Below are 16,481 nucleotides of genomic sequence, written 5' to 3' on the forward strand. Positions count from 1 at the left end.
TTAACTAAACGTTTGCAATAGCCAACGATTAATTGCTCCATCATCTTCAGTTTGGCTGTGTTTTAAGACAGATTCTATAAGGGAAATTGCAAGTCCTGGTAATACTAACGATTCTTGAACTGTACCGCTACGCCCATCGGAAATAGAAAAAGCAATAACAGCATCTGAACTTGCATCAATTACCCAGTATTCTTCAACACCTGAATTTTCATAAAGTAACCGCTTTGTTCCTAAATCGTCGTTTACAGATGATGCACCAATTTCAATCACTAATCTAAGGGGATTAAATTCATTCACATTAATTGGTGTATTTGTCCGAGGTGGCAACTCAAACTCTGTACCAATGTAGTAAGACAAGTCTGGTTGAAATTCGCTCTTAGCTGGTTGACGAAAACTAGCATTAACTAACTCAACAATGCGAATATTTTTGACAGTAGCATAAAGACTAATAACTTTAGAAATTATAGAATTTTGTCTAGCATGAAGCGGTCCTACTGGTGACATTTCAACCCTCATGTAACCCCAGTGATAATAGAATTTAGCCTTCGGATGACTTATTTTATCAGCTATTGCCAAAAATTGTTCGTGGCTAGCTTTTACCCAAACATCTGTCTCTAGTTGTAAATTAGGAGCTATAACCATGGCGTTCTACCTCAATTATTTCAGTATATTCAAACTCATTGGGGCTTTGCTTGACTAAAGGATAGCGATCGCTATTTATTTGAATTGAATCTTCTTCACAATCTAGCTTAGGAGAATTGTAAGCAAGTATGTATTCTCTACCTATATAATTTGCCATTTCTTGAGCAACTTCGCCGCGCCATTGCGTTTTAGTAACCAGCACAACTAATTGATTAGCTAAGTTAGGAATTGTCTTCGCAATTTGCCGCCGATACATTTCATCTAGGCTACCAAAAGGAGAATCCATTACTATTGGAAAGGTACTACTATCAGGACCCATTAATAGTTTATTTTCGCTCCATTCTCTTACTCGGTCGATAATTGCCCCAATAAAAGATAAGCTAAGAATTTGATTTTCTCCAGTAGAAGCTGCAACTGTTGCCTCTTGCCAAGTAGTATTTTCTACAAGTGTTAATTCATACTTATCGCTGAGTTTGGGTATATAAGGAGTAAAGGATATTTGAGCAAATATTTCTTGCACTCGCTGCTCTAATAACAAACGAAATTGATTTTCTAATCTTGTTCTAACTTCAGTTAAACGTTCTACCGCATCTTGAGTTGCTACAATTCTGCGTTGCGCTAAAGCTTGCTTTTGTTCGTTCATTTTTTGTTTAGCGACTTGTTTAATTATGTCTCCTACTTCTGTTGTAATGTCCTCTGATTTTTGCTGATTTGCTCCTTGCTCCAAAATTAGTTCGCGGATTATTGCTTCGGTATTATTTAGGCGTTTTTCTAACTGCTGTATATCTTCATTTGGGTAGTTTAGTAATTTTTCTTTAATGTTATCTAACGCATTTTCTAATCTGGATATTTCAGTGCGACATTGCTTAATATTATCTTGCTGGCGATCGACTTCTTGCCAAAAATCAGGCACTTGCTTATCTATTTGATCTACTTGCGCGCCCATACGAATAGCTATTTCTTCCACTTCCGAAGAACCTGCTTTATTGAGCCAAGATTCTACCAATTGATGAGCGTGAGTACCATCTATCAATTCTGCGCCGCAAATACAACGTTGCTGGTTTAGCAAATCGTCAACAAACTGGCGCTTAATTCCTGTAGGTAACTCGCCTCTTTCTCGTAAACCATCAATAATATTTCTAAATTCGGCGGTGACATCTGCAAGTAATACTGTATAGCCACGTGTAGAAATGGCTCTTTTTAAAATATCTTTTGCTTTTTTTAGCTGCTCTATAAATAAAGTTTTTTGTTGTTCAAATTCATTTCGCAAGCGTTGCAGTTCTTCTGCCCCACTTAGCTCTAGTAAGCGCTCGCCTAGGTTTTTTTTAATTTCTTCTTGGAACTTTGATTCTGTAATTATTTCTGTTTGACGTATTGTTAGCTCGTTAATTTTATTTTCTAAGCCTTCTTGCTCTCTTAGGAGTTTTTTAGTCTCCGAGTCTCCAATTGTTTTTAACTCATCTTCTAAAGTCCTCCTAGCAGTTTTTAAATGCTCTATTGCCCGATTTAATACTTTTATTCCCAGTAATTCCTTAGTAGCTTCCGCAATTTCTCCTTTTTTCTCATCTCGAACAATTCGCTCAATTCGTTCCCCATCAAAAAAGAAGTATTGATACAATGTTTCTGGCAAAATTCGCCCAATTATATCTTCTGATAGTTGGCGAGATATTACCCAGCGCCCATCGTCTCCGGCTATGTAGGGAGATAGCGTACTTTTAGTATGCTCAATTTTATCGCTATTTCTGTAAGCTGCACACGAGCGTCTAAAGCGGTAGCGTTTGCTATCATGTTCAAATACAATATTTACCCAGCATTCAACAGATTGCCCTATCTGTACTTCGCTAATTGCGCGTTTATTTACTAATTGTTCTTCCACCGCAAATGCTGCCGTGAATTTTTCGTACAATACCCAAGTAAAAGCATTAAGCAAGGTTGTTTTGCCTGAGCCATTGTTACCATGAATAACGGTAGTATTACGCTCTCCACTCGCTAAAATTATTTCTGGGGTTGTGCCATAAAATTGACGAAAATTACCTAGTTGAATTGACATCAGTTTCATTGCACTGCTTCCTTAATAATTTTGAGAATATCATCGTTAATATTCCGAGGAAATTTCATATATAACTTGTCTTTTTCTGCTTGTAAGACTTGTTCAATAATATTTTTAACTTCTGTTGATGCGTTTGTAATTGGTGCTTGGATGTCAGTAATATTTGTTTCTTGATTCATATTGGTAATTAAATGCACCAGAACGTAGAGCAAAGATATTAGGAATATTTAGATTATTATTTTAACTAGGCTTACAGGTCTAGTAATCCGTACTGTTTTTGTAACGTTAGTAAAGTTCTTCTTGCTTCGCCAGCGTTATCTGCTAAATCGGCAAATTCTATAAATCTCTTTAGCTCTTTTCTTAGTAAGTTGCGTTCTACTTCCCAAGTTTGCCGATCTAATTGCGGAGGCATAACTATCATGTCAAATAGAGTAGCGCGTTGTTTGCCAGGATAGGGGCGCAAAATTCTGCCCCGCCTTTGAATAAATTGGCGCGGATTGCTGCTACTAGCTAGAATTACTGCGGCTTTGATGGCGGGAATGTCTACCCCTTCATCCAAGCACCGAATTGCAACCAATCCTTGCAAGTCGCCATTTTCAAACTGTATGCGTAATTCTTCGCGTTGTGCTAAGGGTGTTTCGGCGGTATAAGTATTAACTCGATAATTTAGCTCTGAACCCAAAAGTTTAACAACGGCGGCAATTTGGCGCGTACTTTCATTACTAACAGAACCTTCAATCGTCCCATCTCCGCAGTAAAATAAGGTGTGGTGAGTATCTAGGCGATCGCGCATTAACTGTTTTAATGCTACTAATTTATTGGATGCACAACCAATTAATCTAGCTCTCTGCATTAATAATGCTGTTAAAGTCTCATTGTTTTTGATGTTTTCTTTCGAGCTTAGTATCCAGCCAATTCTAGTCGTCAAACGCGCATAAGCATAAGCTTCGGGTTCTGTTAAGTCTACAAGAATGGGGTAGTAGAGGTAGCGAACTAAAGCCCCTTGAGAAATCGCATCTTTTAAAGTAAGCTCTGGCTGTAATACCTTGCCAAAGTAGTCAAATACAAATTCTGTCCCAACCTCGTCAAAGTAGCGCTCTGGTGTAGCTGATAAGCCCAAACGCAAGCCGATATTGCGGGGTAAACTTTGCTCTAGTTTTGGCGTACCTAAATTGTGTACCTCATCGCCCACTATTAAGGTTTTTTCCGGGAAATACTTTAACTGAGACTGCAAACCATCTCCCATTAAAGTTGAATTTGTTGTAATTACCGTGAGAAATGCCTGGTTTCCAGAGCGAACATTGTACAGTTGGGTGGATAGCTGACTTTGCCAGCTAGTGACGCTTTCAAAAGCTAAAATGGGGAACAGTCCAAATTTTTCACTTTCACGCGCCCACTGGCTGACTAGGTGGCGGTAAGGGCAAACTACGAGTAATACCTGCAAGCCAATTTTCTGATATAGTTCGCAGGCGATCGCTAAAGCGGTAATAGTCTTACCGCTACCCGTCGCCATCTTTAATGTTCCTCTGCCAGAATTGCCAAACCAGTTAGCGACTGCTTGTTCCTGATACTGCCGCAATAGAATTGATGGCGGTATTCGCGGACATCCTTGTTGTGGTGTAACGCGGTAAACACCGCGATTTTCAGCCACCAATAGCTGGAGTAAATTGGGCAGTCGTTGGGCTGGATTCTGCGTTAAGTACATTCTCAGAAACTCTAGTACGGTTAATTTTTTAGGTAATATTTCATACCTTTAGTTATAACCGCGCCAAACTCCAATTAGTGCGCCTTGAACTTCTACTTGGATTGCCGCTACTTCTATCGGCGTATATTTAGCATTTGCCGGCTTGAGCGTGACGCGATCGCCTTTACGATAGAAGTGTTTTAATGTTGTACCGTATCCATCTACCATCGCCGCGACAATTGTGCCGTTTTTTAGCTGATCTGGCTCTAGTACGGGGCGCATTAGCACCAAATCACCCTCGGTAATATGTTCGTCGATCATGCTGTCACCAGTGACGCGCAGAGCGAAAGTTTGTGGAGGTACAAACTGGTGCATAAAGTCTATTTGCTCTACGGTATCGGTAAATGGTTCAATTAAACCACCTGCCGCGATCGCCCCTAAAACCGGAACTCCCGATCGAACGCTTTGGCTAATCCGAATTGTTCTAGCTCTACCTTCTGTCCATTCTATATATCCTTTAGCGCGTAAATGTTCTAAACGACTTTGCACGGGCGCAGGCGATTTTAATTGCATCGCTTGCATCATCTGTCTAATCGATGGCGAGTGCTGGTAAGTGCGGACGTAATCCACCAACCAGTTATACAATTGTTGTTGAGCTTCAGTTAAGGTTTCCATGAATATGCAAGGGGCGGAATATAAAAATGTCTCTAGAACATTCGTACTACAAAAATGCCCTTGCTGACAAAATAATCAAAAAAAAAGTTATATTTTTTCCAGAAATTCTTACTAATCTGCACCCAATAAACTTGCAAGTAATGCTTTTTGAGCGTGCATCCGATTTTCTGCTTGATCCCAAATTTTTGATTGCGGACCTTCCATTACTTCGTGAGTAATTTCTTCTCCGCGATGGGCTGGCAAACAGTGTAAAATGATCGCGCTCTGATCAGCAACGCTTAATAATTGCTCGTTGATTTGATAAGGTTGAAATAATGGGATTCGCGCAACAGCTTCCGATTCTTGCCCCATACTTGCCCAAACGTCTGTATAGAGTACATCTGCTCCTTTGGCGGCAGTTACCGGATCTTCAGTAATAGTTATTTCTGTTTTATTTGCTGCGATCGCACGGGCATTTTCAACAATTGTCGGGTCTGGTTTATACTCGCTAGGCGTAGCAATTCTTACATTCATACCTACCAAAGCGCAGCCGAGTAGTAGCGAGTGAGCGACATTATTTCCATCACCAAAATAAGTCAAAGTCCGCCCAGAAAGTTCGCCAAAACATTCTTTTATTGTGAGTAAATCCGCCAAAATTTGGCAAGGATGCCCTAAATCGGTCAAAGCATTAATTACCGGAATCTTGGCATAATTAGCAAAAGTTTCTAATTGTTGCTGCTCAAAAGTCCGAATTGCCAAAATATCTAAATAACGGTCTAGAACTCTTGCTGTATCTTCTACAGGTTCGCCACGACTAACTTGAGTAACATTTGGATTGAGATCGATTACCTGTCCGCCTAATTGATACATGGCTACAGAAAAACTTACCCGCGTTCGGGTAGAAGCTTTATAAAAAAGTAATCCTAAAACTTTGTTGCAGCGAATATTTACTTGTCCAGATTTTAGCTGCGCTGCTAGTTGCAAAAGTTCCTGTACTTCATCGGCAGTTAAATCTGCCAAGCTTAATAAATCTCGTCCTTTCAACGCTGCCATGCTTGTCTTGTGGTGAGTAAATGTTTTTTGAGTCTTTTTTGACCCAGGGCGAGAACCCATTGCTCGTTTACCCACTTGTGTCACAAAAGGACTGTCTTAAAACCTTACCAAACATTTTTGAAGCTTGCTTGTTCTTCAGTCACTTTTTTTCTGCCAGCTTGCCAAAAAGTCATAAGTTAGATACATTAGATTTTCATGCTGGTGTAGCTCAGGGGTAGAGCAGCTGATTTGTAATCAGCCGGTCGCAAGTTCAAATCTTGTCACCAGCTTCTTTCAAAACCGTCTACTGTATAAGGTTTTGCAGATTTGCAAGCAAACTTAAAGTTGTAAGTGAATCTCTCGCAATGACTATTTTTTAGCTATTTTGACGCTCGTTTGACGATCGCAATTAAGGAGTTTTGATACTTACAAACTAAAAATTGTAAATGAATTTCTTGCAGTGACTATGCCGTGGAAGATTACATAGCTAATCAAAGTATAAAATATACTTCTATAGGTAGATACTAAAATAATCATTCCTGTAGTGTTATTGATTTAATAGCGTTCGGCTCGATGAGCGCTCGCAGGATATTAAATTTGTGGCGATCGCACTTTACCCCTCACCCGAGCTTTCTTATGATACGGGCATTTTTATCGGTCAGTTATATCACCATAATTTAGCGAAGAAACTCAGCCGACTCTAAAATGTGGTGCATGGCAATGCAGGATGAAGAACATCCAACTTTTTCTAGGGCAGAAAACCCTCTTAATGACAGGCAATCCGTTGGCATTGAAAACGAGACTGGGATAATTTGCCAGTTGACAGATGGTACGATCGCCGCCTGCGATCGCATTGCAGAGCAACTGTTGGGTTACAGCGGCAAACAACTCATTGGCACGAATTTTCATGCACCCCTAATTTATCGCGATCGCTCTCCCATTGCACCAGAAGATTATCCAGCGATCGCTGCTTTAAAATCGGGCAAACGTTGTAATGCGGTCATGGGCTTTTATAAGCCAAGCGGAGAATTGGTATGGTTGCAACTAAATTCAACACCCTTATTCCAAGGCGATCGGACAACCCCTCATACAGTCATCACAACTTTAAACGCAATTTCTAGTTCGCTACAGCTTACTATGGGCGAACAGACAACCAATGACTCCGACATTATCCGCGATCGCCAGCGCGTAGAATCCGCCCTCCGCCAATCGGAAGAACGCTATCGAACGCTGTTTGAGTCGATTGATGAAGGCTTTTGCGTTATAGAAGTGCTATTTGACGAGAACGACACGCCAAACGATTACCGCTTTTTGGAAGTCAATCCAGCCTTTGAGAACCAAACGGGACTGCAACAGCCGATAGGTAAAACCATAAGTCAGCTAGTACCAAATATCGAAAATCTCTGGATTGAAATTTACGGCAAAATTGCTCTAACTGGTGAATCTCTCCGCTTTGAGAATTGCGCCGAAGCGATGAATCGTTGGTTCGATGTTTATGCCTTCCGCATCGGGCAGCCAAAGGAGCGAAAACTTGCCATATTGTTTAAAGATATTAGCGAAGTCAAGCGGATAGAAAAAGAGCGCGAACAAGCCGAAGAAGCTTTGCAAGCTAGCGAAGAACATAGCCGGAATATTTTGGAAAGTATTACCGACGCATTCTTTGCCTTAAACGACAATTGGCAGTTTACTTACGTTAATCCGCAGGGAGAAAACTTACTCGATCGCGCTTCTAGGGATTTGATTGGCAAAAACATTTGGGTAGAATTTCCTGGTGTAAATGGCAGCGAATTTGAGCAGATGTACCGCCGCGTGATGAGAACTCCCGTGGCGGAGTCCCTAACAGCGTTTTACCCCGACCACAATCGCTGGTACGAAGTCCGTACCTACCCTGCGGTAAAGGGAATTACTATTTATTTTCGCAATGTTACAGGGCAAAAGCGCATCGAGCAAGAGAGAGAACAACTGTTGCAACGGGAACAAGCCGCGCGAGAAGCCGCCGAAACTGCCAACCGAATTAAAGATGAGTTTCTGGCGGTACTATCTCACGAATTGAGATCGCCTCTCAATCCAATCTTGGGATGGTCAAAACTATTGCAGCAAGGAAAACTCGATGCGGTAAAAACAACCTATGCGCTCGCTACAATCGAGCGCAATGCTCGGCTACAAGTGCAACTAATTGATGACTTGCTCGATATTTCGCGGATTTTGCGCGGCAAAATGAGTTTAAACGTGATGCCCGTCGATCTTGGTAGTGTTATCGCTGCTGCCTTGGAAACGGTGAGCTTAGCTGCCGAAGCTAAATCAATTGCCATTGAGAGGATTATTGTACCTGGCGTTGGTCTAGCGATGGGAGATGCGGGGAGATTGCAGCAAGTTGTCTGGAACCTTTTGTCTAATGCAGTGAAATTTACGCCTCTAGGAGGAAAAGTCACTGTTAAATTAGCGACTGAAGGTAACTATGCCCAAATTCAAGTTACCGATACGGGTAAAGGAATTGCCTCAGACTTTCTGCCTTATGTATTCGACCATTTCCGGCAAGAAGATGGAGCAATTACCCGCAAGTTTGGCGGATTGGGGTTGGGACTAGCGATCGCCCGCCAAATTACCGAAATGCACGGAGGAACAGTGGCGGCAGTTAGTCTGGGTGTTGGGCAAGGGGCAACATTTACCGTTCAAATTCCCTTAGTGCGATCGGGTGAACCCTTAATTCCCGCGCCGTTGTCCTTTGCCAAAAACGATTTAAGCGGCAAACAAATTTTAGTGGTAGATGATGAGGCAGATTCGCGAGAATTTATTGCTTTTGTTTTAGAACAAGCTAATGCGATCGTTACTACTGCTAGTTCTGGCCTTGACGCGCTGCAAGCAATATCCCAATCTATTCCCGATTTAATCGTCAGCGATATTGGGATGCCTCAAATGGATGGTTATATGCTACTGCGCCAAATTCGTGCCTTATCCCTCGACCAAGGCGGACAAATCCCTGCCATAGCCCTAACTGCCTACGCTGGAGAACTCGATCGCCATTGTGCGATCGCGGCAGGATTTCAAAGCCATATTTCTAAACCCATCGATCCGGAGGCAGTAGTTGCGATCGTTGCTAAGTTAATTGAGAAATCAACTAAAACTTAGTTCAAACCTTAAATGTGAAATGCTGTTTAGTTAATTTTGTTAAGTAAATACAAGTTTATAGGTATTTATTCTTCATTGGCTGTTGAGGACAATGGTTTATTAAATTTTTATGTTGCACCGGAATTGTGATCGCTACAATTTGTCAACGGCGGGAGGGACAATGCCACTTTTTTGCAAACCCGCATCAATGGTTCTTAGTAGCTTAAAGTCTGCTTCTGGAAGGGAATAGCTGCTTGTAACAACATTAGGCTGTTCCAAAAAAGCAAAGGCTTGGCGAAATTGCTGGGGTTGGGCAGCAATTGGCGAATCAAAGTGACAGGGAATAATGCGCTCAAAATCCCAACTCGCTACTTTATCCGCCCAAGCAATAGTTTCAGTGGGAGCGCGGTTGAGAATTAGAGTTTGTAATACTGGAGCGACAAATAATTGGCGATCGCGCAACACCTCAAAAGATCGCTGCCAGCCTTGCTGCCATTGGAAAGGAAATAAACCAAAATAAGCTTTTTTTGAGCGATCTTTTGCTTTCAAGGCATTGCTAAATATTTTTTTCCAGGCTGGCACATCCAGAACGCTAGGGCTGAAATACAATGCAAACAAAGAGATGCGCTGCCATCCTTTACAACGATTGGCGTAAGTATCTGCCACTAGATTGGCAGCTTCGTCTTTGGCATGAAATAGCAAAGGATAAGGATCTAACTGGACAATTGCAGGCGGTTCTGTTGGTACGGAAACTATAGTATCTGTTAATAACAAAGTGCGCGATTTTCGGTGAAAAAAAGCAACTTCTGCAAACCTACCTAATCCAAGTTCTATGGAGCCGAGAATGGCATATTCAAACTCATTAGCAAAGGGAGTTTTGCTAATATCTTCTGGAAGTATCTGAGTTCTTTTTGATGGTAAACCCAACCAGCTAAGCGGAAGATTGAGCGGAAAGCTCCACTGCTGGGGTGCTACAAATACTTGGGCATTGCGAAAGTATCTAGCGAAAGGACCAACAAATACTTTATGTTCTACCCCAGAAGTAGTAGGCAGGATGATATATTTAACGTCACCATATTCGGCAACTAATTCATTGACAAGCCCTATACACTCTGGAGTTGGGGCAACGGGCGCATAAATGAGCAAACCACCTTCCTCTAGCTTCACGACGCTCATGCGAATAGGTACGACAACATAAAAGATGCCTTGAAGCTGATCGAAAGTCCAGATAGTATCTTTTACAACTTCTTTGCGGATTGTCTGCCGTTGACTAAAAGGATAAATTGGCAATGTGAACCAGAAAGACCATGCAAAGTCTTTAGTAGGCTGCCTGGATAATTCTGACGTTTCCCGTACTTTCATCTTAAAATTGGGGTAATTAAAAACCCCTAACAAATTGTTAATGCTTAAACTATTTTATTTGAATCAGCCCACAGTCAAAATAGAAGCATGACGATTGACTCAAATTCTTCTCAGCCTAATCCCTCTGTTAACCCAGAAAAGCCAAGTAGCGATCGCAATGGTGACGATCTCGGCATCAGTACGGCAGATTTGGCAACGCAACAAGCCTTAGCTGCTTTGTCATCCTTGCAATCATCGCCGCAGAATCTCGCTACTTTAGCTCAATCGCGATCTACTAACCAAGATTTGGCAAAGTTTCGTACGGGTAGCCCACGAGCAATCGTTGTAACTTTAATTGCAATTACTTTAGTAATTATTGGCGTAGCTGTAAATAACTTTTTAATTGGCATTGTCGGTACGCTACTCGCGTTGCTCCTTTCAGGAGCGGTGATTTTTCCTTGGTTGCAAGCGGTAGTTAGTGAAATGGTATCGCCTCAAGAGCGATCACTATTTGTAGCTTTTTTGGGCGCTGCCGCCGCGATTGTGGGTTTATTTAACTTCACAGGTATCAACAACCAAATCTATACTTGGGGCGAACAAATTAACTGGGATGCCTTTGGGACATTAGCTGAATGGTTTGGGGCTTTGGGGCAAATCTTGATTGCTGTCATTGCTGTCTATGTGGCTTGGCGACAGTACGTTATTTCTAAAGACTTGACTATTCAGCAAAACTTGCTAACTGTACAACAAAACTTAATTACTCAGCAGCAAACAATTGACGCTTATTTTCAAGGTGTATCTGACTTAGTATTGGACGAACAAGGATTACTAGAAGATTGGCCCCAAGAAAGAGCGATCGCGGAAGGACGCACCGCAGCTATTTTTAGTAGTGTTGATGGTAGTGGTAAAGCTAAAATTATTCGGTTTTTATCTCGTTCTAAGTTGCTTACACCGTTGCAGCGCGATGCACGCTTGGGTAGAGCGATTTTGAACGGCAGTGGTGGTTATGCCGAAGATCGTCTCTATGGAGTGCGGGTAATTGACTTAGGCGTAATGCTGGCAGGGGCGGATCTTTCCAATACAGATTTGCGTTGGACAGACCTTAGCGAGGCTAACTTGGTTCGCGCTAACTTGAGTAAATGCGATCTAGTTAAAACGAATCTATCCCGGACTATTTTGTATGATGCTAAGTTAGTTGGGGCTGATTTTAAAGGAACGCGCTTATTTTATGGCAAGGCGGAAGTAGCTAGTCCCCGCAGCCGTTCACAGCCGCCTAACTATCAAACTGGAGAATATACTGGGGCAGTAGTTGAAGATGCCGATTTTAGTGATGTCCAAAGGATGTCTGAATCTGTGCGATATTACTGTTGTGCTTGGGGTGGAGAAAAAACTAGAGCAACAATTCCTGGTGGATGCGAAGGTATTGCAAGTAAGTTAGAAAGTTGAAATAATTACTGCACTGCGCTCCTTGGTGGGAAAAAGGTTTTGGACAAAAGCTAAGACGACATTTATTTTAAAAATTGAAAAATTTTGTCACGAGTCGGTGCTGCGGCATCAAATATCAAAAATGAAAATAGGTATTTTACTACTCGCAATCCTCTGTATTGTGGCTACTGGTGGAGTAATTTACTTACTTGGAGGAATAGAAAGCACCCAAATTCAAGCTTGGTTAAAATCTGTAGGTATTTGGTCGCCAATTATTTTTATTGCGCTGTATGCGATCGCAACTGTATTAATTTTACCTTCAACCGTACTCAATCTCACAGGCGGAGCAGTTTTTGGCGCGGTATGGGGAACTTTGTGGACTAGCTTAGCAGCGATTATCGCGGCAATTGTTGCTTTTACTTTTACTCGGACGGTAGGCAGAGAAATTGTCGCCAAAAGACTTTCTGGAAGTTGGCAAGCAATGGATGCAGAAGTGCGCCAAGGTGGGTTGTTTTATATGTTTGCCATTCGGTTAGTCCCAATTATGCCCTATGGGTTGGTTAATTTTGCGGCAGGACTGACATCAATTAGCTTTAAAGATTATCTTCTAGGTACAGCTATTGGGACAGTTCCTAGTGTTTTACCGTTTGTACTCCTAGGTAGTTCGGGGTTAAAGGCATTGCATACGGGAGATGTTTTCCCTTTGGTAGGAGCGTTGGCGCTTACAGGTATTCTAGTGGGAGGCTCTACATGGTATCGCCGTCGTATCTTACGGAGTAAAGCAGCCCAAGCCTTGCAAAAATCAGAGGAAAGCAATCAAGACTTGCAGGAACGTTAAATTATGGCTCCTAAATATTCTTTTATTATCCCAATTTATAACGAAGAAGAAACAATTTCTGAAATGTACCGCCGTATGAGTGCGGTAATGGAGCGGATGGATGGGACAGTAGAATTAATTTTAATTAATGATGGTAGCCGCGATCGCTCTTTGCATCTACTACGCGACCTGCACAATAAAGATTCTCGCGTTTGCTATCTCAGTTTGGCACGTAATTTTGGACACCAAATTGCTGTGACTGCGGGTTTAAACTTTGCCAGGGGACAAATTGTTGTTATTTTGGATGCAGACTTACAAGATCCCCCCGAACTTATCCCCGATATGGTAGAAAAGTGGCGGCAAGGTTATCAAGTAGTTTATGCTCAACGCACCCAACGCCGCCAAGAAAGCTGGTTTAAGCGTTTTACTGCTTACGGTTTCTATCGATTGCTCAAGCAGCTTGCGGATGTAGACATTCCCACAGATACAGGGGATTTTTGTTTGCTAGATCGACAGGTTGTAGAAGTTCTAAATGCGATGCCAGAACGCAACCGTTACATTAGGGGATTGCGATCGTGGGTTGGTTTTCGTCAAACTGCAATTCGATTCGAGCGCGATCCTCGGTTTGCAGGAGAAGTTAAGTATACTTTCCGTAAATCTTTAGCTTTGGCAATTAGCGGCTTAGTATCATTTTCTACAGTACCATTGCGCATTTCTACTTACGTTGGATTACTGGCAGCGATCGCATCTATTTTAATGGCTTTATTAGTTTTGTATTGGCGGATTTTTGTACCTAATTCGCCTTTAACTGGGTTCACAATGGTTTTGATGGCAACATTTTTTATTGGCGCGGTGCAGCTAGTTTGTATTGGGATTTTGGGCGAATATATTGGGCGGATTTATGAAGAAGTTAAGGGTAGACCTTTGTACACTTTAGGGGAAGTTGGCGGCTTTGTTCGTCAGCAAACGAAAGTTTAGCGCGATCGCACCTTTGAATAAGAAGCCTGGAAGCGCAGTTAAACTAAGGATAATGAGGAGATTATTGGGGAAATGCGATCGCTAATTTTTCAAATGTTCGGCTAAGAATATAGTAAAGTGACTGATGCGATCGCAAAACAAATTTTTTAATAAGTATGAAGCTTCCTAATCCAGAGCTTGCTATCATCGATAGAAAAAAGCTCTCAGATTATTGCTTAAATCCTGAACATCCAGATGGTCAGCACAAAGCCCGTGTATTTAAAGCTGCATTAGGAATAAGTTTAGAAAACTTTGAGGAATTAAGGTTAACACTACTTGAAGCAATACAAGTTAATGAAGCAATTATTGATAAGTCTAACCAATATGGTCAAAAATATGTAGTTGATTTTACAATGGTTAGAGCGCAGCAGCAAGCCACAATTCATAGTGTATGGATTGTTAAACATAGTGAAAATTTTGCCCGATTAGTTACTTGTTATATTCTCTAAAGTTGATAGGGTTTAAAATGAATAAAAAAATCAAGTTACTGGATGTAGTCGCCTTACTTGAAAATGTACCAGAAGTAGGCTTATACCAGGGTCAAGTTGGCACTATAGTTGAAGAATACGAGCCTGAAGTATTTGAAGTTGAGTTTAGCGATACTAGCGGTCGTGCTTATGCACTAGAAACTTTAAATGCTAATCAGTTAATGGTTCTGCGTTATTGCCCAATTTAGTCGCGTTAAATGCTATGCAAGTGGCGTATTTCGGTAGATAGGCGATCGCACCTTTGGGATAAATAAGCCTGGAAACGCAGTTAAACTAAGGATAATGGGGCTATTAACTGCTGTAAAAATTATGAATACAAGAACCCAAGCCACTATAGAAAAAGCAATGGATTCTAAGCGTCAAGATTATTTTGTCGCAGGTACTTTAGTTGTGTGGGATGTAGATGTTTTGAAAGAAGAAGCTGTTAGAGTGTATCGTGCTAATAATCCCGAACAACCGCAGATAGATCATCGTGGCGATATGGCGGAAGCTAAACCCGCTTTGCCGGGGTGGGTAATGGCGGTAGATGATTTGTTCGTTTAGGTGTGGAGTGCGATCGCCTACTATATTTGTTAGCACAATTCAAAAAATAGATACTAGAATCATGGCTCTAAACAGAATTAAAATTGCTAAAGACAAAGCTACTTTAGTAAAACTATTAATAGCGTCAGAGGATAATACAACTAACTCCTTCAATACTTATGCAGATTTAATTGTATTTGCAGCCGCTTTAGGAGCAAAACGCAAGAAGCGAGTACCATTAAAAGAAATATCAAAAGGAGATCCAGATCCAATTCCGCAAGAGCATTTTATTAGCAAGGGTTATGAGTTTATAATAAAGCTGATAGCAATCTCTGAATCTCACGACAAAGAAATTTTAGCTAATAGTGAAGATTGTGATAATGAACGCATTAATATTCTTGAGGAATATGCTAACGGTGGACTTGAGGTTTTACAAGAGGAGTTGCGCGGCTCAGTAGATCATTTAGAAAGAGTTTTATTGTTTTTAAGCTTTGAGAAAAATCAACCATTAAAAACTGAGTTTGACTTAAGTAGATTTATATAAATATCATTAAATAGTAATGCAAGAAACCATACATGAAGAATTCTTCAGGAATTTTTTAGTTGCTACAGCTACTATCTCAGCCCTATACGATATACCTAGTAGACCAGGTATATATGCTTTTTACCATGCCTTTGATTTCTCGGAAGATGGTTTGCTTGAAAGTATAAATGAGCGTATTAGTAATACTGTATTTAATACACTTTTCTTAGAAGACAAGGCAGGAACAAAATTTACTATAGACTTATGTGGAGAACCAGTTGTTTTATCAGACAATATGACTAAGTTTATTAGCAATGTATCTCTGCCAAAAGATAGACGTACTCTTAGAAAACTACTATTGACTTGTAGTATTTTACAAACTCCAGATTATATTGGATATGCTACTAATCTACAAAAACGGTTTATGCAGCATTTAGAAAGCGATAATGGCTTTTTTGCAAGGTATGGACAGACAAGACCTCAAAATGAGTTTTTATTTATATGCTTTCCTTGTCATGAAAACATAGCTAGAGAACTAGAAAGTCTACTAATTCAGCTTTGCCAGCCTAAATTTAACACACAAAGAAGCTAAAGGAATTAATGATGGAACTAGACAATCAATCACCAGAAATTATTGAATACAAAGCAATTACAGGGACTTTTGGGGAAGTCCGCTATTTTTTAACAACCCTTGACCATAACGATGCCGCAGAAAATATTAGATTTGCGCGTGACCTCCAAGGAAAATGGGGATTTTCTGAAAGAGTCCAACGCCAACTAGATGATAAAAGAGCAGAAACAGAGTTATTCACATATTTGTCTAAAAGTGGTATTAGATTTTTTAATTCTTTAGTTGTCGTTCTCCTGCCTAGTTCTGATGAGCAAAAAGAATTTTGGGATTTTTCTTATGTAACAAGTCAAGGAAGACAAATTGAAAAATGGGTCAATTTAGAACTGCATAAGGGTGTATCTAGAGTTGTCATTGATGGACAACATCGTTTATTGTCACTTAAAAAATATTGGAATATACATATAGGTACAAAGACTCTTTGGTAGTGCGTCAGATTATTGTGGGATAGGTCACGATATCATTCCAAGTCCATGGTCGAGAGGTTAATCCTGCTCGTTGTGCGGCAGTGGACTTGAACCGACTATGCTGCCAAATCCAATTGAAGTAA

17 protein-coding genes, 1 tRNA gene and 1 pseudogene are annotated in these 16,481 nt (G+C 40.9%); 11 read left to right on the top strand and 8 right to left on the bottom strand.

The window, feature by feature from the left end:
- The 6 genes from AC2VE5_RS07045 to argF form a co-directional block, all read right to left on the bottom strand.
- Positions 1-642 (bottom strand): Uma2 family endonuclease, encoded by a 642-nt coding sequence (locus AC2VE5_RS07045; protein ID WP_486887054.1) that lies wholly within the window; start codon positions 640-642, stop codon positions 1-3.
- Positions 626-2,701, bottom strand: coding sequence for an AAA family ATPase (locus tag AC2VE5_RS07050; RefSeq protein WP_486887055.1), 2,076 nt, complete (start codon positions 2,699-2,701; stop codon positions 626-628). The genes AC2VE5_RS07045 and AC2VE5_RS07050 overlap by 17 nt, the downstream gene beginning before the upstream one ends.
- Positions 2,698-2,904 carry a hypothetical protein gene (locus AC2VE5_RS07055; RefSeq protein WP_486887056.1) on the bottom strand — a complete coding sequence of 69 codons (207 nt, stop codon included), beginning with the start codon at positions 2,902-2,904 and terminating at the stop codon, positions 2,698-2,700. The genes AC2VE5_RS07050 and AC2VE5_RS07055 overlap by 4 nt, the downstream gene beginning before the upstream one ends.
- A 38-nt stretch (positions 2,905-2,942) precedes the next feature.
- Entirely contained in the window at positions 2,943-4,397 is a 1,455-nt protein-coding gene (locus AC2VE5_RS07060) for a DNA phosphorothioation system restriction enzyme (protein ID WP_486887057.1), read from the bottom strand.
- Positions 4,398-4,445: 48 nt separating this feature from the next.
- Positions 4,446-5,051: a transcriptional repressor LexA gene (gene lexA / locus AC2VE5_RS07065; RefSeq protein ID WP_486887058.1), complete on the bottom strand. Its 606-nt coding sequence runs from the start codon at positions 5,049-5,051 to the stop codon at positions 4,446-4,448.
- 111 nt (positions 5,052-5,162) lie between these two features.
- Positions 5,163-6,083 carry an ornithine carbamoyltransferase gene (gene argF / locus AC2VE5_RS07070; protein ID WP_486887076.1) on the bottom strand — a complete coding sequence of 307 codons (921 nt, stop codon included), beginning with the start codon at positions 6,081-6,083 and terminating at the stop codon, positions 5,163-5,165.
- 197 nt (positions 6,084-6,280) lie between these two features.
- On the opposite strand from argF, the gene AC2VE5_RS07075 reads away from it, so the two are divergent.
- Together AC2VE5_RS07075 and AC2VE5_RS07080 are read left to right on the top strand one after the other, a co-directional pair.
- Positions 6,281-6,352: transfer RNA gene (locus AC2VE5_RS07075), tRNA-Thr, on the top strand.
- 415 nt (positions 6,353-6,767) lie between these two features.
- Positions 6,768-9,191 carry an ATP-binding protein gene (locus tag AC2VE5_RS07080; protein ID WP_486887059.1) on the top strand — a complete coding sequence of 808 codons (2,424 nt, stop codon included), beginning with the start codon at positions 6,768-6,770 and terminating at the stop codon, positions 9,189-9,191.
- A gap of 132 nt (positions 9,192-9,323) precedes the next feature.
- Here the strand turns inward: AC2VE5_RS07080 and AC2VE5_RS07085 are convergent, their stop codons facing one another.
- Positions 9,324-10,532 (bottom strand): DUF4336 domain-containing protein, encoded by a 1,209-nt coding sequence (locus AC2VE5_RS07085; protein ID WP_486887060.1) that lies wholly within the window; start codon positions 10,530-10,532, stop codon positions 9,324-9,326.
- 87 nt (positions 10,533-10,619) lie between these two features.
- On the opposite strand from AC2VE5_RS07085, the gene AC2VE5_RS07090 reads away from it, so the two are divergent.
- The 9 genes from AC2VE5_RS07090 to AC2VE5_RS07130 all read left to right on the top strand — a co-directional run bounded on the left by AC2VE5_RS07090 (position 10,620) and on the right by AC2VE5_RS07130 (position 16,359).
- The gene (locus AC2VE5_RS07090; protein ID WP_486887061.1) at positions 10,620-11,957 is read left to right on the top strand and encodes a pentapeptide repeat-containing protein; all 1,338 of its coding nucleotides are present in this window, start codon (positions 10,620-10,622) and stop codon (positions 11,955-11,957) included.
- Positions 11,958-12,078: 121 nt separating this feature from the next.
- Complete coding sequence (locus AC2VE5_RS07095; RefSeq protein WP_486887062.1) at positions 12,079-12,774, top strand: TVP38/TMEM64 family protein; 696 nt, start codon at positions 12,079-12,081, stop codon at positions 12,772-12,774.
- A gap of 3 nt (positions 12,775-12,777) precedes the next feature.
- On the top strand, positions 12,778-13,731 hold the full coding sequence (locus tag AC2VE5_RS07100) for a glycosyltransferase family 2 protein (protein ID WP_486887063.1): 954 nt from the start codon (positions 12,778-12,780) through the stop codon (positions 13,729-13,731).
- Between the two features lie 155 nt (positions 13,732-13,886).
- Positions 13,887-14,219: a DUF6883 domain-containing protein gene (locus tag AC2VE5_RS07105; RefSeq protein WP_486887064.1), complete on the top strand. Its 333-nt coding sequence runs from the start codon at positions 13,887-13,889 to the stop codon at positions 14,217-14,219.
- 29 nt (positions 14,220-14,248) lie between these two features.
- A complete protein-coding gene (locus AC2VE5_RS07110) occupies positions 14,249-14,446 on the top strand; it encodes a DUF4926 domain-containing protein (protein WP_486887077.1) in 198 nt (65 codons plus the stop codon).
- A gap of 121 nt (positions 14,447-14,567) precedes the next feature.
- On the top strand, positions 14,568-14,801 hold the full coding sequence (locus AC2VE5_RS07115) for a Uma2 family endonuclease (protein WP_486887065.1): 234 nt from the start codon (positions 14,568-14,570) through the stop codon (positions 14,799-14,801).
- 61 nt (positions 14,802-14,862) lie between these two features.
- Positions 14,863-15,324: a DNA phosphorothioation-associated protein 4 gene (locus AC2VE5_RS07120; RefSeq protein WP_486887066.1), complete on the top strand. Its 462-nt coding sequence runs from the start codon at positions 14,863-14,865 to the stop codon at positions 15,322-15,324.
- 16 nt (positions 15,325-15,340) lie between these two features.
- The gene (locus tag AC2VE5_RS07125; protein ID WP_486887067.1) at positions 15,341-15,895 is read left to right on the top strand and encodes a GIY-YIG nuclease family protein; all 555 of its coding nucleotides are present in this window, start codon (positions 15,341-15,343) and stop codon (positions 15,893-15,895) included.
- Positions 15,896-15,903: 8 nt separating this feature from the next.
- On the top strand, positions 15,904-16,359 hold the full coding sequence (locus tag AC2VE5_RS07130; RefSeq protein ID WP_486887068.1) for a hypothetical protein: 456 nt from the start codon (positions 15,904-15,906) through the stop codon (positions 16,357-16,359).
- Positions 16,360-16,363: 4 nt separating this feature from the next.
- Here the strand turns inward: AC2VE5_RS07130 and AC2VE5_RS07135 are convergent.
- A pseudogene (locus AC2VE5_RS07135) lies at positions 16,364-16,481 on the bottom strand (IS1 family transposase); the annotation flags it as partial.

This window comes from Aliterella sp. E5.1, assembly GCF_057473825.1.

Bases quoted from the DNA above. Each gene is read 5' to 3' on its own strand.
- AC2VE5_RS07045 (WP_486887054.1), bottom strand. From the start codon at position 642: ATGGTTATAGCTCCTAATTTACAACTAGAGACAGATGTTTGGGTAAAA.
- AC2VE5_RS07050 (WP_486887055.1), bottom strand. From the start codon at position 2,701: ATGAAACTGATGTCAATTCAACTAGGTAATTTTCGTCAATTTTATGGC.
- AC2VE5_RS07060 (WP_486887057.1), bottom strand. From the start codon at position 4,397: ATGTACTTAACGCAGAATCCAGCCCAACGACTGCCCAATTTACTCCAG.
- lexA (WP_486887058.1), bottom strand. From the start codon at position 5,051: ATGGAAACCTTAACTGAAGCTCAACAACAATTGTATAACTGGTTGGTG.
- argF (WP_486887076.1), bottom strand. From the start codon at position 6,083: ATGGCAGCGTTGAAAGGACGAGATTTATTAAGCTTGGCAGATTTAACT.
- AC2VE5_RS07080 (WP_486887059.1), top strand. From the start codon at position 6,768: ATGTGGTGCATGGCAATGCAGGATGAAGAACATCCAACTTTTTCTAGG.
- AC2VE5_RS07085 (WP_486887060.1), bottom strand. From the start codon at position 10,532: ATGAAAGTACGGGAAACGTCAGAATTATCCAGGCAGCCTACTAAAGAC.
- AC2VE5_RS07090 (WP_486887061.1), top strand. From the start codon at position 10,620: ATGACGATTGACTCAAATTCTTCTCAGCCTAATCCCTCTGTTAACCCA.
- AC2VE5_RS07095 (WP_486887062.1), top strand. From the start codon at position 12,079: ATGAAAATAGGTATTTTACTACTCGCAATCCTCTGTATTGTGGCTACT.
- AC2VE5_RS07100 (WP_486887063.1), top strand. From the start codon at position 12,778: ATGGCTCCTAAATATTCTTTTATTATCCCAATTTATAACGAAGAAGAA.
- AC2VE5_RS07105 (WP_486887064.1), top strand. From the start codon at position 13,887: ATGAAGCTTCCTAATCCAGAGCTTGCTATCATCGATAGAAAAAAGCTC.
- AC2VE5_RS07115 (WP_486887065.1), top strand. From the start codon at position 14,568: ATGAATACAAGAACCCAAGCCACTATAGAAAAAGCAATGGATTCTAAG.
- AC2VE5_RS07120 (WP_486887066.1), top strand. From the start codon at position 14,863: ATGGCTCTAAACAGAATTAAAATTGCTAAAGACAAAGCTACTTTAGTA.
- AC2VE5_RS07125 (WP_486887067.1), top strand. From the start codon at position 15,341: ATGCAAGAAACCATACATGAAGAATTCTTCAGGAATTTTTTAGTTGCT.
- AC2VE5_RS07130 (WP_486887068.1), top strand. From the start codon at position 15,904: ATGATGGAACTAGACAATCAATCACCAGAAATTATTGAATACAAAGCA.